This window comes from Streptomyces sp. A0592, assembly GCF_004795115.1.
Taxonomy (GTDB): Bacteria; Actinomycetota; Actinomycetes; order Streptomycetales; family Streptomycetaceae; genus Streptomyces; species Streptomyces erythrochromogenes.
This window is the reverse complement of record NZ_SSBM01000016.1, coordinates 1-23,211: the sequence shown is the minus strand read 5'-3', so window position 1 is coordinate 23,211 and position 23,211 is coordinate 1. Positions and strand designations below refer to the sequence as shown.

The 23,211-nt window shown below is 72.7% G+C and carries 21 protein-coding genes, 2 tRNA genes and 1 pseudogene; 14 read left to right on the top strand and 10 right to left on the bottom strand.

Annotation, left to right across the window (positions count from 1 at the left end):
* Nucleotides 1–128: 128 nt before the first annotated feature.
* From E6U81_RS22455 to E6U81_RS22445, 3 genes are all read left to right on the top strand, one after another.
* Nucleotides 129–1,397, top strand: coding sequence for a sensor domain-containing protein (locus E6U81_RS22455; protein ID WP_136231891.1), 1,269 nt, complete (start codon nt 129–131; stop codon nt 1,395–1,397).
* Nucleotides 1,379–2,035: a response regulator transcription factor gene (locus E6U81_RS22450; RefSeq protein ID WP_136231890.1), complete on the top strand. Its 657-nt coding sequence runs from the start codon at nt 1,379–1,381 to the stop codon at nt 2,033–2,035. Before E6U81_RS22455 ends, E6U81_RS22450 begins: the two co-directional genes overlap by 19 nt.
* A 48-nt stretch (nt 2,036–2,083) precedes the next feature.
* Nucleotides 2,084–2,157: transfer RNA gene (locus E6U81_RS22445), tRNA-Lys, on the top strand.
* A 98-nt stretch (nt 2,158–2,255) separates the two neighbouring features.
* On the opposite strand, the gene E6U81_RS22440 is transcribed toward E6U81_RS22445, so the two are convergent.
* Nucleotides 2,256–3,014, bottom strand: coding sequence for an IclR family transcriptional regulator C-terminal domain-containing protein (locus E6U81_RS22440; RefSeq protein WP_030665996.1), 759 nt, complete (start codon nt 3,012–3,014; stop codon nt 2,256–2,258).
* Between the two features lie 251 nt (nt 3,015–3,265).
* On the opposite strand from E6U81_RS22440, the gene E6U81_RS22435 reads away from it, so the two are divergent.
* The 4 genes from E6U81_RS22435 to E6U81_RS22420 all read left to right on the top strand — a co-directional run bounded on the left by E6U81_RS22435 (nt 3,266) and on the right by E6U81_RS22420 (nt 7,592).
* Nucleotides 3,266–4,429: an LLM class flavin-dependent oxidoreductase gene (locus E6U81_RS22435; RefSeq protein WP_136231889.1), complete on the top strand. Its 1,164-nt coding sequence runs from the start codon at nt 3,266–3,268 to the stop codon at nt 4,427–4,429.
* A gap of 255 nt (nt 4,430–4,684) precedes the next feature.
* Nucleotides 4,685–6,370 carry a glycosyl hydrolase family 18 protein gene (locus tag E6U81_RS22430; protein WP_136231888.1) on the top strand — a complete coding sequence of 562 codons (1,686 nt, stop codon included), beginning with the start codon at nt 4,685–4,687 and terminating at the stop codon, nt 6,368–6,370.
* A 153-nt stretch (nt 6,371–6,523) separates the two neighbouring features.
* Nucleotides 6,524–7,372, top strand: coding sequence for a helix-turn-helix transcriptional regulator (locus E6U81_RS22425; protein WP_136231887.1), 849 nt, complete (start codon nt 6,524–6,526; stop codon nt 7,370–7,372).
* Nucleotides 7,332–7,592 carry a DUF397 domain-containing protein gene (locus E6U81_RS22420; RefSeq protein ID WP_136231886.1) on the top strand — a complete coding sequence of 87 codons (261 nt, stop codon included), beginning with the start codon at nt 7,332–7,334 and terminating at the stop codon, nt 7,590–7,592. The genes E6U81_RS22425 and E6U81_RS22420 overlap by 41 nt, the downstream gene beginning before the upstream one ends.
* 1 nt (nt 7,593) lies before the next feature.
* Here E6U81_RS22420 and E6U81_RS22415 read toward each other — a convergent pair whose 3' ends face one another.
* On the bottom strand, nt 7,594–8,580 hold the full coding sequence (locus E6U81_RS22415) for a LuxR C-terminal-related transcriptional regulator (RefSeq protein ID WP_136231885.1): 987 nt from the start codon (nt 8,578–8,580) through the stop codon (nt 7,594–7,596).
* A gap of 266 nt (nt 8,581–8,846) precedes the next feature.
* On the opposite strand from E6U81_RS22415, the gene E6U81_RS39955 reads away from it, so the two are divergent.
* From E6U81_RS39955 to E6U81_RS22400, 4 genes are all read left to right on the top strand, one after another.
* The gene (locus tag E6U81_RS39955) at nt 8,847–9,017 is read left to right on the top strand and encodes a hypothetical protein (RefSeq protein WP_168714706.1); all 171 of its coding nucleotides are present in this window, start codon (nt 8,847–8,849) and stop codon (nt 9,015–9,017) included.
* Between the two features lie 5 nt (nt 9,018–9,022).
* Nucleotides 9,023–9,322, top strand: a complete 300-nt coding sequence (locus E6U81_RS22410) for a hypothetical protein (protein ID WP_136231884.1) — start codon at nt 9,023–9,025, stop codon at nt 9,320–9,322.
* Nucleotides 9,319–10,524, top strand: a complete 1,206-nt coding sequence (locus tag E6U81_RS22405; protein WP_240803952.1) for a peptidase S1 and S6 — start codon at nt 9,319–9,321, stop codon at nt 10,522–10,524. The genes E6U81_RS22410 and E6U81_RS22405 overlap by 4 nt, the downstream gene beginning before the upstream one ends.
* A 98-nt stretch (nt 10,525–10,622) precedes the next feature.
* A complete protein-coding gene (locus E6U81_RS22400; protein ID WP_136231883.1) occupies nt 10,623–11,933 on the top strand; it encodes a hypothetical protein in 1,311 nt (436 codons plus the stop codon).
* Between the two features lie 47 nt (nt 11,934–11,980).
* On the opposite strand, the gene E6U81_RS22395 is transcribed toward E6U81_RS22400, so the two are convergent.
* Nucleotides 11,981–13,765: an EAL domain-containing protein gene (locus E6U81_RS22395; RefSeq protein ID WP_240803951.1), complete on the bottom strand. Its 1,785-nt coding sequence runs from the start codon at nt 13,763–13,765 to the stop codon at nt 11,981–11,983.
* Nucleotides 13,766–14,212: 447 nt separating this feature from the next.
* Between E6U81_RS22395 and E6U81_RS22390 the strand changes: the two genes are divergently transcribed.
* Complete coding sequence (locus E6U81_RS22390) at nt 14,213–15,448, top strand: M6 family metalloprotease domain-containing protein (RefSeq protein WP_136231881.1); 1,236 nt, start codon at nt 14,213–14,215, stop codon at nt 15,446–15,448.
* A 58-nt stretch (nt 15,449–15,506) separates the two neighbouring features.
* Here the strand turns inward: E6U81_RS22390 and E6U81_RS22385 are convergent.
* The 4 genes and pseudogenes from E6U81_RS22385 to E6U81_RS22370 form a co-directional block, all read right to left on the bottom strand.
* A tRNA-Lys gene (locus E6U81_RS22385) sits at nt 15,507–15,580 on the bottom strand.
* Nucleotides 15,571–16,195: pseudogene (locus E6U81_RS22380) on the bottom strand (bifunctional DNA primase/polymerase). Before E6U81_RS22380 ends, E6U81_RS22385 begins: the two are co-directional and overlap by 10 nt.
* A 116-nt stretch (nt 16,196–16,311) precedes the next feature.
* A complete protein-coding gene (locus E6U81_RS22375; protein WP_136231879.1) occupies nt 16,312–16,656 on the bottom strand; it encodes a hypothetical protein in 345 nt (114 codons plus the stop codon).
* A 204-nt stretch (nt 16,657–16,860) separates the two neighbouring features.
* Complete coding sequence (locus E6U81_RS22370) at nt 16,861–17,445, bottom strand: NAD(P)H-dependent oxidoreductase (protein WP_136231878.1); 585 nt, start codon at nt 17,443–17,445, stop codon at nt 16,861–16,863.
* Between the two features lie 112 nt (nt 17,446–17,557).
* Here E6U81_RS22370 and E6U81_RS22365 point away from each other — a divergent pair, with 112 nt between their 5' ends.
* Nucleotides 17,558–18,040: a MarR family winged helix-turn-helix transcriptional regulator gene (locus tag E6U81_RS22365; protein WP_136231877.1), complete on the top strand. Its 483-nt coding sequence runs from the start codon at nt 17,558–17,560 to the stop codon at nt 18,038–18,040.
* An 18-nt stretch (nt 18,041–18,058) separates the two neighbouring features.
* On the opposite strand, the gene E6U81_RS22360 is transcribed toward E6U81_RS22365, so the two are convergent.
* The 3 genes from E6U81_RS22360 to E6U81_RS22350 are packed head-to-tail and all read right to left on the bottom strand — an operon-like array spanning nt 18,059 to nt 22,145.
* On the bottom strand, nt 18,059–19,399 hold the full coding sequence (locus tag E6U81_RS22360; RefSeq protein WP_136231985.1) for an AAA domain-containing protein: 1,341 nt from the start codon (nt 19,397–19,399) through the stop codon (nt 18,059–18,061).
* 5 nt (nt 19,400–19,404) lie between these two features.
* Entirely contained in the window at nt 19,405–20,988 is a 1,584-nt protein-coding gene (locus E6U81_RS22355) for a hypothetical protein (RefSeq protein ID WP_136231876.1), read from the bottom strand.
* A complete protein-coding gene (locus E6U81_RS22350; RefSeq protein WP_136231875.1) occupies nt 20,976–22,145 on the bottom strand; it encodes a hypothetical protein in 1,170 nt (389 codons plus the stop codon). The genes E6U81_RS22355 and E6U81_RS22350 overlap by 13 nt, the downstream gene beginning before the upstream one ends.
* Before the next feature lie 126 nt (nt 22,146–22,271).
* Between E6U81_RS22350 and E6U81_RS22345 the strand changes: the two genes are divergently transcribed.
* Nucleotides 22,272–22,886, top strand: coding sequence for a histidine phosphatase family protein (locus E6U81_RS22345; RefSeq protein ID WP_136231874.1), 615 nt, complete (start codon nt 22,272–22,274; stop codon nt 22,884–22,886).
* Nucleotides 22,887–23,211 lie beyond the last annotated feature (325 nt).

Sequence of the window (23,211 nt, the reverse complement as noted above, 5' to 3'; positions counted from 1 at the left end):
GCCCGGGAAACGGCCCGCGCAGCGGGGATCGGAACCGCCCGCCGGGGCCCGGGGGTAGGGCCGGCCCTACCCCCGCCCCGCCCCCTGGGCCCATGGCTCCGCCGGCCGGCACACGGTTAGCGTGCCGTATGGACGATCTCGCCCGTACCCCGTGGCAGGCCCTGGCCCGCGGCCGTTACCTCCGCTCCGCCTGGCCCTGGCGCGCCGCCGGGTACCTCGCCGGCAGTGCCCTCACCGGCCCGCCCCTCCTCCTCGGCCTCGTCCTGCTTGCCGCCGCCGGCGTCATCGCCTTCCCCCTGCTCGCCCTCCTCGGCCTCGCCGGACTCCCCACCGGCGCCGTCGAGCGCCGCCGCCTGCGCATCGTCGACGCCGACCCCGCCCCCACCCCCCACCGCACGCCCACCGGGCCCGGCCTCCTCGCCTGGGCCCGGCTGCGCTACCGCGAGCAGGCCACCTGGCGGGAGCTCGCCTACGCCGTCCTGCACGGCTTCGTCCTCTGGTGGGTCGATCTCGCCGCCGTAGCGGCCCTCCTCGGCCTGCCCGTCCTCCTGCTCACCACCCCGCTCCAGCTCGCCCTCGCCGTCGACGGCGAGGTCAAGGTGCTCAAGCTCTGCCTGGTCGCCTCCTGGCCCGCCGCCTTTGCGCTCGCCGCCGCCGGAGCCGTGCTCCTGCCCGTACTCCTCCACCTCCTCGGCGCCCTCGCCGGCGCCCGCGCCGCCCTGACCCGTGCCCTCCTCGCACCCCGCGAGCGCGAGCTCCGCGCCCGGCTCGGCGAGGTCACCCTTTCCCGCGCCCGGCTCGTCGCCGCCTTCGAGGCCGAGCGCCGCCGAATCGAGCGCGACCTCCACGACGGCGCCCAGCAGCGGCTCGTCGCCCTCACCATGACCCTCGGCCTGGCCCGCCTCGACGCCCCGGCCGGCCCGCTCGCCGAGCGGCTGGCCACCGCCCACGCGGAGGCCGGCCGGGTCCTCGCCGAGCTGCGCGAACTCATCCACGGCATCCACCCCCAGGTGCTTACCGACTACGGCCTCGCCGACGCCCTCGCCGACATCGCCGAGCGCTCCGCCGTCCCCGTCGCCGCCGACCTGTCCGCCGCCCTGCCGCGCCTGCCCGAGTCCGTCGAGGCCGCCGCGTACTTCGCCGTCTGCGAGGCCCTCGCCAACATCGGCCGGCACAGCGGCGCCGGCCGTGCCGCCCTCACCGCCCGGCACACCGGCGATGCGCTCCTGATCGACGTGAGCGACGACGGCCGCGGCGGCGCCGATCCGGCCGCAGGCTCCGGACTGACCGGACTGGCCGACCGGATCGCGGTCCTCGATGGCACACTGACGATCACCAGCCCGCCCGGCGGCCCCACCGTCCTGAGCCTGGAGATCCCGTGCCCGGTGAGCCCTTGAAGATCGTCCTGGCCGAGGACGGGGTCCTGCTCCGCGAGGGGCTCGTCGGTCTGCTGACGCGTTTCGGCCACGAGGTGGCCGCCGCCGTCGGGGACGCGGACGCGCTCCGCACCGCCGTCGCCGCCCACGACCCGGACGTCGTCGTGACCGACGTACGGATGCCCCCGGGCTTCGGCGACGAGGGGCTGCGCGCCGCCGTGGAGCTGCGCACGGCCCGCCCGGCCCTGCCCGTCCTCGTGCTCAGCCAGTACGTGCAGCGCTCGTACGCGGCCGACCTGCTGGACTCCGGCGACGGCAGCGGCGTCGGCTACCTCCTCAAGGACCGGGTCGGCCATGTGGAGCAGTTCCTCGACGCGGTGGGCACGGTGGCCCGCGGCGGCACCGTGGTCGACCCGGAGGTCGTACGCCAGCTGCTGCGCCGGCGGCGCGATCCGCTGGCCGCGCTGACCCCGCGCGAACGGGAGGTGCTGGGCCTGGTCGCGGAGGGGAGGTCCAACGGATCCATCGCCCGGGAGCTGGTGGTTTCCGAGGCGGCCGTGGGCAAACACATCGGGAACATCCTGGGAAAGCTGGACCTGCCGCCCGCCGAGGACTCCCACCGCCGGGTGCTGGCGGTCCTCGCGTACCTGCGCGGGTAATGGTTTGGAGCACCCCTGGGGACCGGGTAGTATTTTCTCTGTCAGCAGGCGCCGCTAGCTCAGTTGGTTAGAGCAGCTGACTCTTAATCAGCGGGTCCGGGGTTCGAGTCCCTGGCGGCGCACCTGTCCTTCGGGCGGTTTCCGGTTCACCGGGAACCGCCCGAAGTGTTTTCCGGGCCGCGAGGACCGCGAGGGGCCCGGCCGCCCCGCGCGAACCCCGCTAGAGGGTGAGCGACAGCAGCAGCGGCGCGGCCTTCCGGTTCAGGGTGTCGGCCGCGGCCCGCAGCCGGTGAGCGTGCTCGACCGGCATCGACAGCGCCAGGCACCCGACCGAGGCTCCCGCCGTGATCGGGACCGCCGCGCAGACCGTGCCCACGGCGTACTCCTGCAGGTCGAGCATGGGGACGGTGGCAGGCTGGGAGTCCAGCTTGGAGAAGAGGATCCGCTCGTTCACGATCGTCTTCGACGTGAGCCGGGCGATCTTGTGGCGGGACAGGTGGTCGCGCCGCCCGTTCAGGTCGAGCTGGGTGAGCAGGCACTTGCCGACCGCGCTGGCGTGCGCCGCGGAACGGAAGTCGACCCATTCGTGGACCTTCGGGGTGCGCGGGCTGTCCGCGAACTGCGTGATCCGGACCTCGCCGTCCACGTACCGGCTGATGTAGACGGCCGCGCCGACCGAGTCGCGCAGCCGGTCGAGGGTCTCCTGGAGCTTGTCGGTGAGGGCCTGCTGGCGGTCGGTGCCGGACCCGAGCAGGACGAGGGAATCCCCTATGGCGTACGCGCCGTCCGCCACCTGCAGGACGTATCCCTCCCGGCGCAGCATGAGCAGCATCGGGGCGAGATGGACTGCGGGCAGGCCGGTCTCACGCGCGATCTGCACGTCGGTCACACCACCGGTGTGCCGTGCGATCGTTTCGAGTACGCGCAGTGCGTACTGCACCGAGTGGAACGGCGCGGTCGGCTCGGGCTTCAGCGCCACGGTTTCCCCCTAGCAGGTTGTTACCGCTTGCCCTACCACGATAGCCATCAAGAGGCCCATGTGGAGCGCCTGTTGGGGAGATTGATGGCTCGATCACGCCGGTCTGCCTCGATCTAAGCCGCTGGCATATGCCATGGTCATGCGCACGACCCTGCCCTGTCGGGAATGCCGAGCGGTCTCTCACGGTTCGAGTTCTTCGTACGGTTTCGCACGGACCTCGTGCGGGCGTGGAGCACGGGACGGGAGCGACGATGAGTGACACCGGGGACGCGAGCGGCGGGGTGAACGGGCTGCCCGACGGCCGGACCGGCGGGGCGCGGGAGGACCGTACCGGTACCGGTGGCGGCATCCGGGGCACCGCCCTCGGCCGGGCGCCCGTGCCGCTGTCCGTCCTGGACCTCGTCACCGTCGGGGCCGGCAGCACCGCGTACGACTCCCTGCGCACCAGCGTGGCCATATCCCGCCTTGCCGAATCCCGCGGCTACCACCGCCACTGGGTCGCCGAGCACCACTCCATGCCGGGCGTCGCCAGTTCCTCGCCTGCCGTGATCCTGGCCCACCTCGCCGCGCACACCTCCCGCATCCGGCTCGGTTCCGGCGGCGTGATGCTGCCCAACCACGCCCCGCTCGCCGTGGCCGAGCAGTTCGGCACCCTGGAGGCGCTCGCCCCGGGGCGGATCGACCTCGGACTCGGCCGGGCCCCCGGCACCGACGGCCGCACCGCCGCCGCGCTCCGCGGGCCCGGACGCCTCGAAGAGGGCGCGGACGACTTCCCGCGCCGGCTCGCGGAGCTCACCCGCTTCCTCGACGACGACTTCCCCGACGGGCACCCCTACGCCCGCGTGCACGCCGTGCCCGGCCCGGTGCAGGGCCCGGTCGGACGGCCGCCGCTGTGGCTGCTGGGCTCCTCCGGCTTCAGCGCGCGACTCGCGGGCGAGCTCGGCCTGCCCTTCGCCTACGCCCACCACTTCTCCGCGGCCGGCACCCTGCCCGCGCTCGACCTCTACCGCGAGAGCTTCCGCCCCTCCGCCGTGCTGGACGCCCCCTACGCCGTCATCGGGGTCTCGGCGCTCGCCGCCGACACCGACGAGGAGGCCCGCGCCCAGGTGCTCACGGGCGCGCTGTCGATGCTGCGGCTGCGCACCGGGCGCCCCGGGCTGGTGCCCACGCCCGAGGAGGCGGCGGCGTACCCCTACACCCCGCTGGAGCGGGAGTTCGTGGACGGCTGGCTCGCCAACATCGTCCACGGCACCCCGGACGCGGTCGCCGACGGGCTCGACGGGCTCGCCAAGCGCACCGGCGCGGACGAGTTGATGCTGACCGCCAACGCCCACAGCGGGGCCGCGCGACTGCGCTCGTACGGTCTGATCGCAGATGCGTACGGCATGCCGACGGCGGTGCCCGAGGCCGACTGACCGCAGGAGAACGGGGTTTGGCTGGTTTGTTGCCGAAACCTTGCCGGACCGTGTCTCAAGGGAGCCTTAAACCGCTCGTCACCCGGGGTGGCGAGCGGTTTCTGATGTGCGCTCAGGTCTCTGACTTGGGCAAATGGCGCGGGAGTGGTCTAGTCCTTCTTTGGTCCGAACCATTGACGCGGGGCTGGAGTGATCGCTATCACTTCTCTCACCCGAACCTCCCGCTCTCTCCTCCCAGCCCCCCGGAGGCAGTTCATGCACATCCGTAAACCCCTCGCAGCGGCCGCCGCCACGGCCGCGCTGGCAGCCGGAGCGCTTGCCTCCTTCGCGGGACTCGGCACCGCCCAGGCCGCCGACGCCGCGGCCGGAGCCGCCGCGGGCGGCGTCCGCATCGCCTACTACGACCAGTGGAGCGTGTACGGGAACGCCTTCTACCCCAAGCACCTCGACACCCGGGGCATAGCGAGCAAGCTGGACGTCATCAACTACTCGTTCGGCAACATCCACCCCACCGAGCTCACCTGTTTCGAGGCGAACAAGGCGGCCGGCGACGACAACAACCCCAACGCCGGTGACGGCGCGGGCGACAGCTACGCCGACTACCAGAAGTCCTTCAGCGCGGCCGACAGCGTGGACGGCGTCGCCGACACGTGGAACCAGCCGATCGTGGGCGTCTTCAACCAGTTCAAGGAACTGAAGGCCAAGTACCCCCACCTGAAGATCAACATCTCGCTGGGCGGCTGGACGTACTCCAAGTTCTTCCACGACGCGGCCAAGACCGACGCCTCCCGGAAGAAGCTCGTCGCCTCCTGCATCAAGCAGTACATCAAGGGCGACCTCCCGGTGGAGGGCGGCTTCGGCGGCGCCGGCACCGCGGCCGGCATCTTCGACGGCATCGACATCGACTGGGAGTACCCGGGCTCGGCCGGCGGCCACCTGGGCAACCACTACGGCCCCGAGGACAAGCAGAACTTCACCCTGCTGCTCCAGGAGTTCCGCAAGCAGCTCGACGCCGAGGGCGCGGCCAACGGCGGCAAGAAGTACATGCTGACCGCGGCCCTCCCGGCCGGCCAGGACAAGATCAAGTACATCGAGACCGACAAGATCGGCCAGTACTTGGACTACGCCAACATCATGACGTACGACATGCACGGCGCCTGGGACGGCGACGGGCCCACGTACCACCAGTCCCCGCTGTACCCGTCCGCGGCCGACCCGACCGACCCGATCGCGCCCGGCACCGAGAAGTACAGCATCGACAACGCCATCGACTCCTGGATCGACGGCAACCCGGCCTACGGCATCACCGGCGGCTTCCCCGCCAACAAGCTGACCCTGGGCTACGAGTTCTACTACCGCGGCTGGAAGGGCGTCCCGGCCGGGACGACCAACGGCCTCGCCCAGAGCGCGACCGGCGGATCCGGCGCGCGACCGCTCAGCCAGCAGGCGGGCATCGCGCACTACAAGGAGCTCGGCGGCATCGTCGACAACCCGGCGACCACCTTCTGGGACGACCAGTCGAAGTCCTCGTACTTCTACAAGGACGGCGAGTTCTTCACCGGCCTGAACCAGAAGTCCATCCAGGCCCGGGTCGACTACGGCAAGCAGCGCGGCCTGGCCGGCGCGATGATGTACTCCCTGCTCGGCCTGGACAACAACGTCACGCTGCTGAACCAGATCTCCGACGCCCTGGGCGGCACCACGGTCCCGCCGACCACGCCCCCCACGACGCCGCCGACCACCCCGCCGACGACGCCTCCCACGACCCCGCCGACCACGGGCTGCGGCTCGACCCCGGCCTACGTCGCAGGCACGATCTACACCGCCGGCAACGAGGTCTCCCACAACGGCCGCAAGTACAAGGCCCAGTGGTGGACGCAGAACGAGACGCCGGGCACCACCGGTGAATGGGGTGTCTGGAAGGACCTCGGCGCCTGCTGATCTCCCCCCACCCCGCGCCGAGCGACGCCTCCGCCCCACCCCTCCCGGGTGGGGCGGAGGTGTGTGACATGGTTGCCGCATTCCGGACACCGGGCCGTAGTGCTGTCGCTACTCTCGGCCACAAGCCCGTTTCCCGCTTGGGGGTGCCGTTCCATGGTCCTGGCCCGCGACATCGATCCCAGCGCCTCGCCGCTGGACTACTACAGCTACGAGCTGCGCCGCCTGAGAGAGGAAGCGGCCCTGAAGCAGTCCCAGCTGGGCGCGATCATCTTCTGCACGGGCTCCCTGATCGGCATGGTGGAAAACGGCCGCCGCGTCCCGACCCGGGATTTCTCGGAGCGGCTGGACGCCGCCCTCGGTACGGACGGCCACTTTTCCCGCCTGGTAGGCCTTGTCCTGCGGAGTGTCCTGCCGACGTGGTTCCAGGCGTACGCCGAAATGGAGGCCCGAGCGGCGTACATCTCCGCTTACCAGCCCCAGCTGGTGCACGGGCTGCTCCAGACGGAGGCGTACGCGCGAGCTGTGCTGGCCAGCGGGCTGCCGGACCAGCTCGAAGAGCTGGTCGCGGCCCGAATGGAGCGCCATCGCATCCTGCGGCGGGAGAAGCCGCCGATGGTCTGGGTGGTGCTCGACGAGGGGGTGCTCCACCGGGAGATCGGCGGTCGAGAGGCGATGCGCGAGCAACTCGCCCACCTGCTGAGCTTCCGTGAGAACCGGTGGGTGCAGATCCAGGTGCTTCCCAACTCGGCCGGCGAACATGCTGGCCTCATCGGGGCGTTCAACGCGATGCGTTTCGCCAGCGACCCGGACCTTGTCTACACCGAGGACCTCATCTCGGGCCACACGACGGCCAACCCTGACACAGTCAGGGAAGCCGCCCTTCGTTACGCTCACTTGCAGGCCGCCGCACTCTCTGTCGAAGACTCGGCGGCGTTGATCACGCGGGTCATGGAGGAGCGGTATGCGGAGCAACCAGAACCCGACGGGCGCCTTGTGGCGTAAGTCCAGCTACAGCGGTAACACCGGCGGCGACTGCGTCGAGTGCGCACCCCTCGGCGGCGCCACCTGGCGCAAGGCTTCGTACAGCAGCACCAACGGCGGCGAGTGCGTCGAGGTGGCCGCGCAGCCCTGTCGGGTCGCGGTGCGGGATTCCAAGAATCCCGGCGGGCCCATCTTCACCGTCGGGGTGGCGGCCTTCGCCGCCTTCGTCCGGAGCGTCTGACTTACAGCCAGCCCTGCTGGGCGGCCTTGAGGCCCGCTTCGAAGCGGCTCGTGGCGTGGAGGCGTTCCATCAGCGCGGACATCTGCCGCCTGACGGTCCGCAGCGACACCCCGAGCCGCTTGCCGGCGGCCTCGTCCGTCATGCCGGAGGCCAGCAGTTTCAGCAGTTCCAGTTCGGCCGCGCTCGGGCGGGAGTCGTCCGTACGGCAGCGGTCCGCGCCCAGCGGTACGGCGGCCCCCCACGTCTGCTCGAACAGGGTGACCAGGGACGCCACGATCCCCGGGGCGCTGGTGCACAGGGCGCCCAGGCGCGAGTTCGCCGGGTCGATGGGGACCACCGCGACGCGGCGGTCGAAGACCAGCAGGCGGGGCGGGAGCAGCGGGCTCGTGCGGACCTGGCCGCCCTGTTCGGTGAGCCAGCGGGCGTAGGCCAGGGTCGTCGGGTCGTTGCGGGCGCTGTCCTGGTAGACCGAGCGCATCTCGATGCCGCGGGCCAGCGCGCGTTCGTCGAGCGGCCGGGAGGACTCAAGGCTCGCCTCGGACAGCGCGCCGCCCGGCAGGATCGCCAGGCACTCCCGGTCCAGCCCGTGGGCGAGCTCTTCCAGCCGGCTCTGGATGGCGTCCATGCCCACGAGCCGTTCCGCGCCGTCGACCTCCGTGTTCGGGCGGAGCTCGGCGAACTCGGAGACGACCTGCGCGGCCGCCGCCTTGCTGCGGGCCAGCTCCTCCTGCTGCCGGGCCAGTTCCTCCTCCTGGCGGCGCAGCAGCAGCTCCAGGCCCAGTTCCGGCCGCACCGCCCGCAGGGCGCCCGGGCTGTCCCGGGACGGTCTGAGGAGGTCCAGGTCGACCAGCCGGTCCAGGCCGTCGCGGAGCTGCGTCTCGGTCAGGCCGAGCCGGGCGGCCAGCTCGGCGACCCCTCCCGAAGGGTCGGCCAGCATCCCCCGGTACACGGTCTCCACATCGGTCCCGAGCCCCAGTGCCTGCAGCAAGTCCCCGCCCCCCAGCGCTACTTCGGCCGCCCCGCCGGGCCGCCGCCACCGCGATCGTAGGCGATGCCTGGCACCAAGGTGCCAGGCCTTTTGGTGCCAGGCGGAAAGCCTTCTGCGCCGCTCGCCGGCGCAGCAACATGGTGATCACCGGAACGGCGGGGACGAGAGTCCCCGGCTCAGGCCAGAGCCTCAAGGACGATCCGGGACAGCGCGCAGCACACCGCACCGAACGGACCGCCACCCAGCACCTGACTTCGGGGGAAACCATGTCCCGCACCGCCCGCCTCGCCGCTGTCGCCGCCGCCTTCGCCGCCCTCTGCGCCGCCGCCGTCACCGCCACCCCGGCGCCCGCCCCCGCCGATGGCGGTCACGTCAGCGCCAGCATCAACTGGGACGCGCCCCCGGTCGACGTCGACGCCAGCATCAACTGGGACTAGCCGGCGTGCGCATCGTCCGGGCCGCCCTCTCCGGCCCCCGCCAGGAGCCGGACCGCCCCGGCGGGCTCGCGCTTCTCTCCGACCTGATCTGGGCCCACGCCGAGGCCGCCCACGGGCTTGAACACGTCCGGGCCAGGCCCGCCGGCCAGGGCGTCGACCTCTACCTCTTCCTGCGTGCCGTCTCCGAGACGGCCGCCCTGGACCAGGCCCGCGCGCTCCTCGACGGAGCCCGCGCCCCCCTGCGCGCCCACGGCTACCGCACCGCCGAACCACGGCGCTCACGCCCCCACGAAGGAACACCGTGACCACCACCCTCAGCCGGGCCGCCCGCAACACCGCGGTCGCCGCCCTGTCCGGCGCCCTCGGAGCCGGACTCCTCACCGCCGCGGCCGTCGCCGCCGCCCCCGCGGCGAGCGCCGCGACCACCTGCAGCGGGACCGCCTCGCTCTACGGCGTCCTCCCCGACGGCCGCCTCACCTTCAGCGCCATCACGCCCGCCACCGGCGACCTGAAGAAGGTGGTGGTCGGAGCGGACCTGGGCTTCGAGCCCAAGGCGATGGCCACCCTGAACTTCAACACCGTCCTGGTCACGTCGACGACCGGCGCCCTCTACCGCCTCGACGTGCTCACCAACAACACCTCCCTCGTCCTGGAACGCCCGCCCGTCAAGCTCTTCGACAGCGGCTGGACCCACGACAAGCTCACCTACGACGGGCACGGCCACCTGTACGGGACGGCCGGGGGAATGCTGCTCCAGTACCTGGTCTCGCAGCCCAAGCCGACCGGATCGGCGCACATCGGGCAGCGCAAGGAGATCGGCACCGGCTTCGTCCTGAAGACCCTCACGGCCGCCGGGGACGACCGGCTGCTCGCCACCACCGCGGCCGGCGCCCTGTACTCGTACAAGATCAACGCCGATGGCGGCTGGGACCGTGACGACCTCAAGGCGTCCGGCTGGTCGGCCTTCGACCAGGTCGTCTCGCCCGGCGGCGGCCTCTACTACGGCCGGATCGCCACCACCGGCGCCATGTACTGGTACAAGGACGCCAACCCGGCCGACGGCTCCGGCGCCGACATCTCCTACCACAACGACAGTCCCGTCAACACGGGCGGCTGGACGCAGCAGTTGCTCTCCGCGCAGCCGGCGACCTTCAGCTGCACCACCACCGCGGACCCCCTCGACGGCCGGGACATCCCCGCAGTGAAGGCGGCCGGGCGCGACCTGATGAACCAGCACGACGGCGGCGCCTGGAACAGCTCCACCCAGTGGAACTGCCTGGAGCAGCTCTGGGACAAGGAGAGCGGCTGGCGCTACTGGGCCGACAACCCGAGCTCCACCGCCTACGGCATCCCGCAGGCCCTGCCCGGCTCCAAGATGGACGCCTTCGGCGACGACTGGCGCACGAACCCCGTCACCCAGATCAAGTGGGGCCTGTCCTACATCGACGGCCGGTACGGCACGCCCTGCGGCGCCTGGAACCACTTCCAGAACAACAACTGGTACTGAGCCGCGGTCCCTTCCGCGCCGTACCTCGCGCTCGTCCTCCTCCCGACCTCCCCGGCCCGACGCGCGTACGTCAGGGCTGCCCGAAACCGGAGACACCCATGCTCTCGACGTCCCTCAAGCGCCGCCTCGCCGCCACCCTCGCCGTCGGCGCCACCACCCTCGGCCTGGTCACCGTCACCTCGGCCCCGGCCCAGGCCGCGGCCATCTGCGGCGGTGACGTGTCCGTCTACGGCACCCTCCCGGACGGACGCCTCACCTATACGGCGATATCCCCCAACACCGGAGACCGCGTCAAGACGCTGATCGGCGCGAACCTCGGCTTCACGCCCAAGGCGATGGCCACCCTCAACTTCAACACCGTCCTGGTCACGTCGACGGCCGGCGAGCTGTACCGCGTCGACATCCAGACCAACGGCACCGCCCTGGCCCTGGCCGGCGTCACGAAGATCTGGGACAGCGGCTGGACCTTCGACAAGATGACCTACGACGGCGCGGGCCACCTCTACGGCACCGTCGCCGGCCAGCTCCACCGGTACAACGTCTCCCAGGCCAAGCCCAGCGGGCCCGCCCACATCGCCAAGCACGTCGTGATCGACGAGGGCTTCGTCCTGAAGACCCTGGCCGCCGCCGGCGACGACGTCCTCGTCGCCAGCACGGCCGACGGCCGGCTGCTGTCGTACCAGATCAACGGCGTCGGGGACTGGGAGAGCTCGGAGCTCAAGGGCAGCGGCTGGTCCGCGGTCGACAGCCTGGTCTCGCCCGGCGGCGGGCTCTACTACGGCCGGACGAACGGCGGGATGTACTGGTACCACGACGCCGACCCCACCGACGGCAAGGGCGACGACATCGCCTACCACCCCGGCGACCCGGTCGACGCGAGCGGCTGGACGCAGACCCTGCTCTCCGCCTTCGCCAACGACTGCACCTACCGCCCGCCGGCCCCGCCCACCCCCACCCCCTCCACCAAGGGCGGCCAGATCGCCCGCAGCGAGATCATGAGCCGCGCCCTGAACTGGCTCGGCCGGGACATCCCCTACAGCCAGAGCGCGTACGCCTCCGACCCGGACGGCGACCACACCTACCGCACCGACTGCTCGGGCTTCGTCTCCATGGCCTGGCACGCCTCCACCAGCTACACGACCGCCAGCCTGCCGAGCGTGAGCGCCACCATCTCCAAGTCCGACCTGCAGCCCGGTGACGCGCTGAACACCTCGGACGGGCACGTGGTGCTCTTCGAGAAGTGGATCGACAAGGGCGCCGGGAAGTTCTCCTACATCCACGAGTCCAACCCGAACGACGACATGATGCGCGGCCAGGACTACCTCAACGGCGGCACCGACGGCCGCATCGCCGGCCACGCCGCCTCCGGCTACGTCGCCCTGCGCTACGACAAGACCGTCAACGGCTAGCGGCCGACCTGCCGCGGCCCCTCCGGGCCACAGCCCCGCACCCCTCGTCAGACCAGGGGGTGCGGGGCCGGCTCGTCGGGCTGGGAGGCCGCCGCCGCCTCCACCCGGCGCCCGATCATGCGGGCGATCACGTCCGGGGCCACCGCGCGGGAGTACAGCCAGCCCTGGCCCGTGTCGCAGCCGACGCGGCGGAGCCGTGCGGCCTGTCCCGCGGTCTCCACGCATTCCGCGGTCACCGTGAGGCCCAGCCGGTGGGCGAGCTGGACCAGGGCCTCGACGATGGTCTCGTCGGCCGGGTTCGGGTGCGCGCCCTCGTCGTAGCGGAAGCCCTTGACGAAGGAGCCGTCCAGCTTCAGCACCGAGACCGGCAGCCGGCTGAGGTAGGCCAGGTTCGAGTAGCCGGTGCCGAAGTCGTCGATGGCGATGCGGACGCCCATGTCGCTCAGCGCCTGCAGGGCCTGGAGCGGCCTTCCGGCCGAGCCCATCACCGCCGACTCGGTCAGCTCCAGCTGGAGCAGCTGCGGTGCCAGGCCCGTCTCGGCGAGGATCTCCGCGACGTCGCCCACCAGGTCGGAGTCCCACACCTGCCGCACGGCGACGTTGACGGACACGAAGACCGGGGTGTCGCTGGGCTGTTCGATCTGCCAGCGGCGTGCCTGCCGGCACGCGGTCCGCAGGACCCACTGCCCCAGCTGGACGATGGACCCGTCCTCCTCGGCGATGCCGATGAACCGATTCGGCGTCAGCGTGCCGAACTGCGGGTGCCGCCAGCGCACCAGTGCCTCGACGCCGCGCAGCGCACCGCTCTCCAGGTCCACCAGCGGCTGGTACTCCAAGGCGAACTCGCCCCGCTCCACGGCCGGCCGCAGCGTCGACGACAGCGCCTGGCGGGTCATGCGGTGTGCGTTGCGCTCCGGGTCGAAGAGGGTCCAGCGGGCCTTGCCGTCCGCCTTGGCCCAGTACAGGGTCGTGTCGGCGGCCTGCATCAGACCCGTCGCCGAGGTGCCGTCCGTGGCCCGCTCCACCACGCCGATGGACGCGGAGACCGACAGCCGCTGCCCGGCCAGGTCGAAGGGCTCCTGCACGGCGGCCAGTACGCTGCGCGCCAGGTCCGCGAGCTGCTCGGTGCCGGTGGAGTCCTCCACGAGCAGGGCGAACTCGTCGCCGCCGAGCCGTGCGACCAGGTGCCCGCCCGTACGGCCGTAGCCGGACTGGTCGGCGCACTGGGTCAGCCGGGAGGCGACGGCCGTCAGCAGCCGGTCGCCGACGCGGTGGCCGAGGGTGTCGTTGACGGCCTTGAAGCCGTCGAGGTCCAGGTAGCACAGGCCGATCCGGCCGGTGCCGCCGCCGTGCTCGTACGAGGACGCCTCCAGGGCGGCGGAGAGCCGCTCGAAGAACAGCGCCCGGTTGGGCAGCCGCGTGACCGGGTCGTGCATCTGGAGGTGCCGCAGGCGGGCCTGGAGGTCGCGCCGGTCACTGATGTCGGCGACGGACAGCAGGACGTTCCCGGTGCCCGGTACGGGCCCCAGGGTGACCTCGGTCCACAGTGAGTGCCCGTCGGGGTGCTTGAGGCGGCGGGTGCAGCGCAGCCGTGCCTGCCGACCGCGCAGGACCTCCTGGTAGGCGGCCCAGGTGCGGGCCTCCGCGGCCAGGTCGACCAGGTCGGCGGCGCAGCGGTGGACGAGCAGGTGGGGTTCGCTGCCCAGCAGGCTGGCAAAGGCCTGATTGGCCGTCACCACGTAGCCCTCGCGGTCGACGACCGCCATGGCGAGGTGCGCCGCGTTGAAGGCGGCCCGGTAGTCGCGCAGCTCGGACTCGGCGCGATGAGACACCGATGGCACTGACGGCACTGCCGGCACTGCCGGGTGACGCTCCGTAATGGCCGATCGGATGCTGTCGGCCGCCGAACCGGTTCCTTCTGAGGTTCCGCTCACCGTTGGCCCCGCAGTGTTCGTGAGTGTCCGTGCAGGAAAGTGTGCCGATCATAGAGGCTGCCGGGAGGCCCTATCCAGCGGCGTCACCGGTTGAGACGCGGGAGTTCGGCGTGATGACGGATCGTCGGACCAAGATCGCTTGATCGTTTCTGCGCGGCAATGAGCGGGACGGGGCCTCTGCTGATCCCGGGTGATCGGTCGTGACGTTCTGTAGGCATCCGCGTGAAGTCCGGGGGTCACCGGCTTGCCTCGCCCCTCACTCGTGCGGGGCACTGGAACTGGGCATTAGTAAGACAATCGCCTCAAGGTGGCTAAACAGGTACTAATCCACCACCGGAGGTCGATGTGACGCGACAGCAGACACCCGGGGGAGTGGACCGCTCTCGCGTCCGAAGTACCGCCGCGGCGCTCACATCCCTGACGGCGCTCGCCGCCATGTCGCTCGTCGCGGGTCCCGCGGTGGCCGACTCGGGCGCCGGGCCCTGCGCGCTGACCCGTACCGGGGCGCACCACTCCCTGGGGCTGGACACCTGGAACGGCGCCTACCCCAAGCCCGAACGCACCCTCGACGCGGTGATGGTCTTCCTCTCCTTCCCCGACCACCAGGGCACCCTGACGCCCGAACTGCTCACCCGCGACTACTTCCCCGCCACCAGCGACTTCTTCGAGCAGGCCTCGTACGGGCGGTTCCGCCTGGTCCCGCACCCGCAGAAGCAGTGGATCCAGATGCCCCTTCCGTCCACCGCGTACGGGATAAAGCGTGACTGGGCCCCCGGCGACCGGGCCGCCTACCTGCGCGACGCGGTCGCCGCCGCCGACGCCCGGGTGGACTTCGGGAAGTACGACGTCGTCTACTTCGTCGCCGACCCGGACGCGCCCGGGGTGGACTCCGACGCCACGAAGGTCGTCAACTTCGACCGCCCGATCGTCGCGGACGGTGCGGAACTGCGCCGGATCGTCACCGTCTTCGAGCGCCACCCGCCGGACCGCAACGTGCTGGCCCACGAGACCGGGCACGTCTTCGACCTGCCGGACCTCTACCACCGGCCCACGGACGGCAAGGGTGACTGGGACACCTACGTCGGGGACTGGGATGTCATGGGCAGCCAGTTCGGGATGTCCCCGGACCTCTTCGCCTGGCACAAGTGGAAGCTCGGCTGGCTGGACGCCTCCCAGGTGGACTGCGTGCAGTCGGGCTCGTCGCTGCACACCCTGCAGCCGCTCGGGCAGGCCCCGCCGAGCGGCGGCACGGGCGGTACCCGGCTCGCTGTCGTCCGTACGGGGCCCGGCAGCGCCATCGCCGTCGAGGCGCGGGGCTCGACCGGCAACGACGGCGACACCTGCACCGAAGGAGTCCTCGTCTACCGGGTGCGCAACGAGGCGGCGTCGGGCGGCGGTCCCATCGAGGTGCTGGACGCGCACCCCCGGACGGAGGCGTGCTGGGACCGCTCGGTGTACCCGCCGCTGGCGGACGCGCCCCTGGAGGTGGGCGAGACGTACACGGTGCCGGGCGAGCGCATCACCATCGAGGTGGCCGACCGCACCCGGTCCGGCGCGTACACGGTGAAGATCACGACATGACGGTGTGACGGCACACGAAGAAGGCCCCCCACTCACGTGGGGGGCCTTCTTCCGTCTGTGCGCCGCCAGGGACTCGAACCCCGGACCCGCTGATTAAGAGTCAGCTGCTCTAACCAACTGAGCTAGCGGCGCTTGCTGACGAGGAAGACATTAGCAGGAGGATCGGCGGAACGAAAAATCGATATCCCCAGGTCCCGTCGCTGCGGCGGTGCGGGCCGCCCGCACGAAGGCCCAGAGCAGGGCCTCGGGCCCGGGGAGCCAGGGCTCCCGGGCGTCGGGGGCCACGAGCCACCGCGACGGGCCGGGGGAGGCGGCCAGCGGGGGCACGGTGACGGCGTCGCCCCGGCCGTGGCACAGGGGCGCCGGAGCGCTGCGGGAGGCCCCCCACTCCTCCCACGCCAGCAGGGCGGGCAGCCGGTGGGCGGTTCCGGGGGCGGCGAAGAGCAGCATCCGGCCGCGGTGCACGGCCACCGGGCCGGAGCCGGGGCCCTCGGCCCAGAGCAGGTCCAGAACGCGGCGTCCGAGGACCAGGGGGACGTTGACGACGTCGAAGGCGCTCCCGCAGGGCAGCGTCGCCGGCAGCCCCGGCCGGGCCTCCCACAGCGCGAGGGTGCGGCGGGGCTGTGCGGAGGCCGAGGCGAGCCAGGCGGCCCCCTGCGGCGTGACGTGCGTGGCGGGCGCGGTGCGCGTGCGCTCGCCGGGCGCGTGGAGGGCGGTGCATCCGTGGGCCGTCGTCAGCGTCGTCATATGCCAAGGTCTACCCGCCGTAGCGATCCGAACCCCCGGAGTTACCGAAAACTCGGACAGGGTGAGTAGGTCTGGAGTACATTGCCCCCGCATATGACAGTCGCTGTCGGGCAGGGTCAGGTCAGGTCGGCGCGGCCCCGCTGGAGGGTCACGCCGAATTCGATCATCTTGAGGGCGTAGTCCTCGGTCCACTCCGCCTGCTCGGCGATGGCCCCCGGGGTGAGCCGGTCGAAGCGCCGCGGATCCGCCAGCTGCGCCGCGGCCAGGGCCTGGAACTCCACCGCCCGCTCCTGCGCCGCCCGGAAGGCCAGCGTCAGCTCGGTCGCGCGGGCCAGCAGCTCGCGCGGGTCCTCGATCGACTCCAGGTCGAAGAAGTGCTCCGGATCCGCCACGGCCTCCGAGGGCTCGAAGAGCAGCGGCGCCGGCCGCAGCCGTCGCTCGGTCCGCTCGGGCTCTGCCATTCCTGTCCTCCTGCTGCGCGTGCGAAATCCTTCCGGGCCACCGTCCATTGTCCAACGCCCCGCAAGAGCGCGCCCCGACGGGTTGGAACACCTGTACGGCCGATGGGGCGCGGGAGCAGGCGGGCGGATCGAGTGGCGGCGGAGTCGCTCAGGTGATCGGCCGTCAGTCGTGCCGCCCGGGAAAACCACCCGGCCGGGGGCCGGTCAGGCGGTGACGACGGCTTCCGCCGCGAGCTCCGCCTCGCGCTTCGCGGCCAGCTCGGCCACGTCGGCCAGTACGGCGGCCAGCTCGCCCGCGAGGGTCTCGGGGGCCTCGAAGCCCTCGGCTCCGATCAGCTTCGGGATGCCCGGGATCGCGACGGAATGCTCGGCGGGCAGCATGCCGAGGCGGGTCAGGACCGGGAGCAGCATCTCGGCGGCCGGGGCGCCGCCGGTGGGGCCGGCGCTGTAGCTGACGATGCCGACCGGCTTGCCCTTCCACTCGTTGTAGAGGAAGTCGATGGCGTTCTTGAAGGGGGCGGTGAAGCCGCCGTTGTACATCGGCAGGACGAAGAGGAAGGCGTCGGCGGAGTCGACCAGGGCGCTCCAGTCGCGGGTGTGCTGGTGGGCGTAGTTCCCGGTGGAGGCGTACTCGGGCTCGTCCAGGAAGGGCAGTGCGATCTCGGCGAGGTCGACGGGGGTGACCTCGAAGCCGCCGTGGTCGCGGGCCTGGCCGACGACCCACCGGGCGAGCGGGCGGCCGGAGGAGGTGGGGCGGGTGGCGGCGGAGACGACGTGCAGGCGGGTCATGGAAGCGGCTCCCGGTCGGTGCGGTTGTTGATGTGTCACCTATCAAAGCGACAGGTGAGTGACGTGTCAACAAGGTAGATGATGTGTCACCGATCTGGCTAAAGTGGAAGCCATGACCCCCTCATCCGAGCCCCGCTGGCTCACCGAGGCCGAGCAGGACGCCTGGTACGCGTGGCGGCGGATGTTCCCGCTGGTCAACGCCGAGATCGCACGCGACCTGGGCCAGGACAGCGGGCTCTCGGAAGCCGACTACGACGTGCTGTCCGTGCTCGGCTCCACGGACGGCCACCGCATGCGGATCAGCGCACTGGCCGAGCTGATGCAGTGGTCCCGCAGCCGGCTGTCCCACCAGCTCACGCGCATGGAACAGCGCGGCATCGTCCGCCGGGAGGACGTCGCGACCGACGGCCGGGGCGCCGAGGTGGTCCTCACCGAAACGGGCGTGGCGGCGATCACCGGCGCTGCCCCGCTCCACGTGGACTCCGTACGCCGCCACCTGATCGACGTCCTGACCCCGGAGCAGCTCCGCGCCCTGGCCGAAGTGGGCGAGGTGCTCCGCGACCGGTTCGCAGCCCCCCGCAAAGGCCGGGACTGAACCGGTCGCCGTCGCCTCCTACGGCCGCCAGGCCACCCGGTGCTCCGCCAGGTGCGCCAGGACGGAGTGGTTCGCCTCCCAGCCGTCCGGGAACTTCACCGTCACACCCAGCTGCACCGGCTCCGTCGACGGATGGTCGTCCAGCAGCTCCGCTATGCCCGCCCGGGCCACCACCACGCAGGCGTGCCGGTGCCGGGAGGCCAGCACGCACAGCCGGCCCGTCTCCAGGTGGAAGGCCGTCGCGTCGGGGCGCCCCGACAGCGGGTGCAGCACCACCGTGAGGTCGTACTCGCGGCCCTGCAGCCGGTTCGCCGTGTCCACCGTGACCCCCGAGACCCCGAGCGAGGCCAGCGCCGCGCGGACCGCGGCCGCCTGGTCGCGGTGGGCCGTACCGACCGCGATCCGGTCGGCCGTCAGCGCCACCGGGCCCGAGGACTGCTCGTCGGAGGTCACCGCACCGCGGTCCAGGGCCCGGCGCACCACCAGGGCCACCGCGCCGACCGCCTCCGGGTCGGTGCGCGGCGTGTGCCGCGCGGGCAGCTCCAGCAGGCCCCAGCCCGCCTCGGCGGCCTCGTCCAGCACCCGGTCCGGGCCCGACCCGTCCGAGGACACCCCGTACGAGAGCTTCCGGTCGCCCGGACCCGTACCGCTACGGAACTGCGTGTACGGGTAGAACGCGCGGGAGACCAGCGGCGCAGCCGTCGCAGGGAGCCGCCAGGACACCGGCAGCCGGTGCTGCGGCAGCTGCGGGTTGTGCGCGAGCAGCGTGCTCACCGCCGACGCCGACGGGTCGTAGGACAGCCCCGCCCACTGTTCCGCCCCGACCACGCTGAACGGGTCCAGCTGGCCCGGGTCGCCCACGAACAGCGCCCGCTCGAACAGCCCGGCCACGGCCAGCAGCGCGTCGGAGCGCATCTGGTACGCCTCGTCGACGATGGCGTGCTGCCACGGCTCGACGTCCTTCACGAAGGCCCACTTCGCCGCCGTGGAGATGGTGATCGGCAGCTCCGCGAGGTCCCCCGGCCTGGCCGAGAGGGTCACCGACGGCAGATCCCGCAGCGCCGGATCGTAGGAGTCCCCCTCACTGCTGTGCAGCCGGCCGACCCTCAGCTCCGGATCCTTGTCGGCCAGCCGCAGCACCAGGTCGTCGACCTGCGCGTTCGTCTGCGCCACCACCATCAGCCGGCGCCCCGCCGCGGCCAGCTCCCGGGACGCGCGCACCACGAGCGTGGACTTCCCGGCCCCCGGCGGGGAGTCCACGACGACACCCCGCTCGGTGCCGTGCAGGGTGTCGTGCAGAATCGCGGCGGTCGCCCGGGCGGCCGCGGCACCCGGGTCGAAGGCGGCGGGCGCGGACACAGGGGTCACAGGATGTCCTCGTCGGTGACGGCGTCGGGAAGGTGGACGGCGGCCCCGGACCCCGGCGGGCCGCCATGGGTCCACGGCGTCTGCTCCGGGTCCGGGAGCTTCGGACCGCCGCGCGCGTCGTGCTCGAAGAGCGTCCAGCACACGCGCTCGCCCCTCTCCGGCACGGAACCGGGCTCCGGGTCCCTGCCGCGCCCCATCTTGTCGAGGAGCCGCAGCACCACCCGGCCGTCCTCGTCGAAACGGACGAACTGCGCGCTCTGCGGCCGCCCGTCCAGCGAGCGGTACACCTTCGGTGCGCCGCCGTCCGCGAGCTGCGGCCGGTCCTGCGTGGACACCGTCACCAGCGGCCGCGGACTCGGCCGCTTCGACTCCGTCCACTCCATCACCACCTCGGTGACCTCGCCCGCGAACGCCTCGCCCGACAGCCGGCGCCCCGCCATGACCAGCGGGTCGTCCAGCGCCTCCTGCGCGTCGAGGCGCACCTGCTCCGTCTCCCGCGTGGCCAGCTTCTGCGCCGCCGTCACCGCGTCGTCGCGGCGCGGCTGCGGCGGCTCACCCGCCCGTACCCGGTCCCGGTGGCCCGTGTACGACCAGCGGTCGCGCGTCCAGCGCTCCTCCGCCCGCTCGCCCGGCGGCAGCCCGCGGACCAGGTCGATCGCCTCCCACGTCGCCCACCAGGTGTTCGACATCTGGTCCACGACCAGCCGGCGCACCGCCCGCTCGGCCGTGCGGACCTCGCGATCGTCGCCCCCGGGCCCGGCCGCCAGGGCCGCGCGCGCCGCGTCGTAGCGGGCGATGGCCGGCGCCAGCAGCTTGTTGTCGAAGGCAGGATCGGTCGCCGGACCGGCCGGCGGGCACAGCAACTGGCCGTGCTCGTCGCGGCCCAGCTCCGCACGCAGGGCCGCCTCGGCCCCCGAACCTCCCGCGGGCGGGGCGATCCAGGCCATGAGCGCGCCCAGGTGCTGGTCCTCCAGATTGCTCTGACCCGTCGCCCAGTGCCGGGACAGCAGGTCCGTCGCCGACAGCAGCATCGAGGAGCCGGGCACCCGCGCCCGCTCGCCGAGGTGCGTGAACCAGCGGCCCAGCAACGGCACCCTCGACGGTGCCGGATAGGGATTGTCCGGATCCTCCTCCGCGGTGCGCCGGAACCGCATCGACCGCCCCAGCAGGCGTACGTACTCGATGCCCGCCCGGCTCGGCACGATCAGCTGCGGGGCGTCCACGCACAGCTCGGTCTCCACCTTGACCCGCTTGCCCGTCTCCGGGTCGGTCTCGCTGCGCTCGGCCGGCTCCACCTCGTCGGCGTACGCGTCGATGTGCGCCAGCACATGGACCGCCAGGTCGGCCAGGAACGCCCACCGCAGGTCCCGGTCGCGGGGCTGGGGTATCACGAAGACCCGCGGCTCGTTCGGATCGGTGCCGACCAGCGCGCCCAGCGGGGCTCCGGCCTCACCGGCCGTGGTCAGCGGCACGAGGACCAGCGGCTTGTCGCTCAGGTGGCGGTGGCGCACCGTCGCGAGCGGCTGGGCGCGGCCGGCGCGGACGGCCTCCAGCCGGGCCAGGGTGCTCAGCAGGGGCATTCGGGGGACTCCGGGACGTGCGGACGGGGAAGGGCGGCGACCGACTCCAGCGCCTCGGCGCGCAGCAGGGCCGCGCGGTGCAGGGCGGCGGCGGTGGGATCATCGGCGCAGCCGGCGCCGGCGGCCGCCGCGAGGGCCTCCTCGACGGTGGTCAGCGCGCCCAGCTCACCCCGTACGGACCGGCCCAGCGCCGTCACCTCGTCGGCGGCACGGGCCCGCTCCCGGCAGTGGAAGGCCAGCTCGCAGGCGGCCAGGCACTCGGGCGCGTAGGCCGCCTCCACCGCGGACACCGCCTCGGCCAGCTCCTCGGCGGTCCGCTCCGGGTCGAAGCTGAGCCCCTCGGGCAGCGCGGCGGCCAGCTCCTCGACCCGGGTCAGCCGGTCCAGCTGGCGGCGGGTCACCGAGCGCTCGCGGCGGATGTCGACGGGGGCGGCGGTCGGCAGGTTGGAGAAGTCCTTCGGGCAGACCAGCAGCACGGTGTGCCCGACCTCGGCGCCGGCCAGCTTCCCGGCGATCCGCTCCAGGGCCAGGACGTAGACGGCGGCCTGGCGGGCCGCCGCGCCCACCTTCGCCGCGTCCGCGGCCGCGTCGATCATGGGGAACGACTTGATCTCCACCACCGTCCAGCGGCCGTCGGGGTGCACGACGACGGCGTCCGGCTCCAGGTACGCCGGGGTACCGGCCACCTCCAGGGCCAGCATCGGGTGGTCCAGCAGGGTCCAGTCCTTCGCCGAGGTGGCCTCGCGCAGGGCGAGGGCGGTCCGGGCGGCACGGCCCTCGGGCCCGGCGGCCGTCAGGTCGGGGACGAGGGCTCCGGCCCCGGGCGGCTCGGCGGCCGTGTCGAGGTGCGCGTGCACCAGCCGCAGCAGCTCGGCTCCGCCGTCGCCCTTGACCTTCGCCTCGAAGGAGTTCCCGCGGACGATGGCGAACTGCGACTGGCCGAAGGCGGCGGGCGAGCCGAGGGCCGTGGCGAGGGCGTTCTTGTCCACACCGGCGCCGTCGAGCAGTGCGCGTCTGCCGCAGCCGGGGTTGGCGGCGAGGGCCGCGAGCGCCCGGGCGTCGAGCGGACGGGGCGGCACGGCCGGGCCTCGCAGGCCGGCGAGCCGCTGCCGCAGCGTGGTCGGCTGCGCGGGGCTGCTGGGCGGGTAAGAGCTCACCCGCGGAAGTGTCCCATCCGCCACTGACAATCGTGTGCGGAGCGCGGAAACGGGCCGGTGGGAGAGGCGGTCGGGGGCGTGATGGATGATGGGCGCACGAGGAAACGCACCGATCGGGAGATTCGCATGGCCCCCCGCATCCTGCTGGCCCGGCACGGCCAGACGGCGTGGTCCCAGCTCGGCAAGCACACCGGACGCACGGATGTGCCGCTGCTGGAGGAAGGCAGGCAGGGCGCGAAACTGCTCGGCGAACGCCTGGCCCGCGACCCGTGGCGGGGCCTGCCCGGCCTGGAGGTGCGCACCAGCCCGCTGCTGCGCGCGAGCGAGAGCTGCGACCTGGCGGGCTTCGGCGCCCGGGCCGAGCCGTGGGACGCGCTGCTGGAGTGGGACTACGGCGACTACGAGGGCATGACCCCGGCCGAGATCCAGGCAGTCCGGCCGGGCTGGCTGATCTGGCGCGACGGGGTCCCGGGCGGCGAGTCCGTCGCCGACGTCTCGGCGCGCGCCGACGAGGTGGTGGCGTGGGCGCGCTCGGCGGAGCGCGACGTTCTCGTCTTCGCCCACGGGCACATCCTGCGCACCCTGGCCGCGCGCTGGCTGGGCTTCGAAGCCTCCTTCGGCGCCCGGATCCGCCTGGAGCCGACGTCCCTCTCGGTCCTGGGCTGGGCGTACGGGGCGCCGGCGCTGGAACGCTGGAACGACACGGGCCACCTCGACGCCGATCCGCTCCCGCGGGGGTAGCAGTCCGGGTGGTCCCGGCCCCCGCCGTACCGCTCCGCGGCGGGGTACGCCTGGGCCTCTCGCCCCGGCCGACGGGCCCGGCCCCCGCCGTTCCGCTCGCGCGGGGCGGGGTCCGGTGTCGTGCGGGCCCCTCGCGGGGGGCGTTGCGGGATCCGGGCACTGTGGGGCGGGGTCGCGGTGCGGTTCCCCCCGCGGGGCGGGCGGATCCAGGCATGGTGCGGTTTCCCTCGCGGGAGCGGGGCGGGGTACGGGCCCGTTACGGGCGGGTCCGCGGCGTTGTCAGTACGGCGGGATCCATTCCCCGTGGGGCGGGGTCGCGGGGCCG